At 41.2% G+C, this 611-nt stretch carries 1 protein-coding gene; it reads right to left on the reverse strand.

The features are described from left to right. Positions 1–42 precede the first annotated feature (42 nt). Complete coding sequence (locus tag ACY2RQ_RS19705; protein ID WP_490114720.1) at positions 43–591, reverse strand: hypothetical protein; 549 nt, start codon at positions 589–591, stop codon at positions 43–45. Positions 592–611 lie beyond the last annotated feature (20 nt).

Raw genomic sequence — 611 nt, forward strand, 5'->3', positions numbered from 1 at the left:
GCCTAACGCCTAAATCAGGTGCGCCGTAGGCGTCACCTGGATTTACTTGTTAAGCGCTTGGATGTTGATGTGCTCAGCAGATTGATTTGGAGCTTTGTGCCACAAAAATACAATGCTTGTGAGATCTATCTTGTTTTCTCTATCCGAGAACTGAAGCTCAAGGCATGTTTCCATAAAGTCATCTATGGAACCATAGCCATATACTAAGTAGATCGCATGTTGATAATTTGTGTGACGCTTAAAAGCCGTCAGTGTAGCTAAATCTTTCGCAATACCATTCCTTGCTCCAGTTATGGGCTTAACTTCGATAATTGCAAGGTTGTAGTTCATATCCCCAGGGCAGTGAATCAATAAATCAGGCTTTACTCTATCAAGATCATTGTTCCTGATAAGGGGGTGTCCTGATTTATCAATTTCACCCCCTAAGACATATGGGGTGTCTTCTGGCCAATTAAGCCTAAGTTGATGGTAAAGTTCATAACAATAAACTCGTTCACGATAAATAGGGTCTTCTCTGTCAGCAACAGGAAGCTGGAAATAGATTTCATCTATTCCATCGGTTGCGTTTTCTATTAGTAACTCGATATTCATGGTTATCTGCGCTTAACGCC

This window comes from Parendozoicomonas sp. 209JJ7-1, from assembly GCF_058147085.1.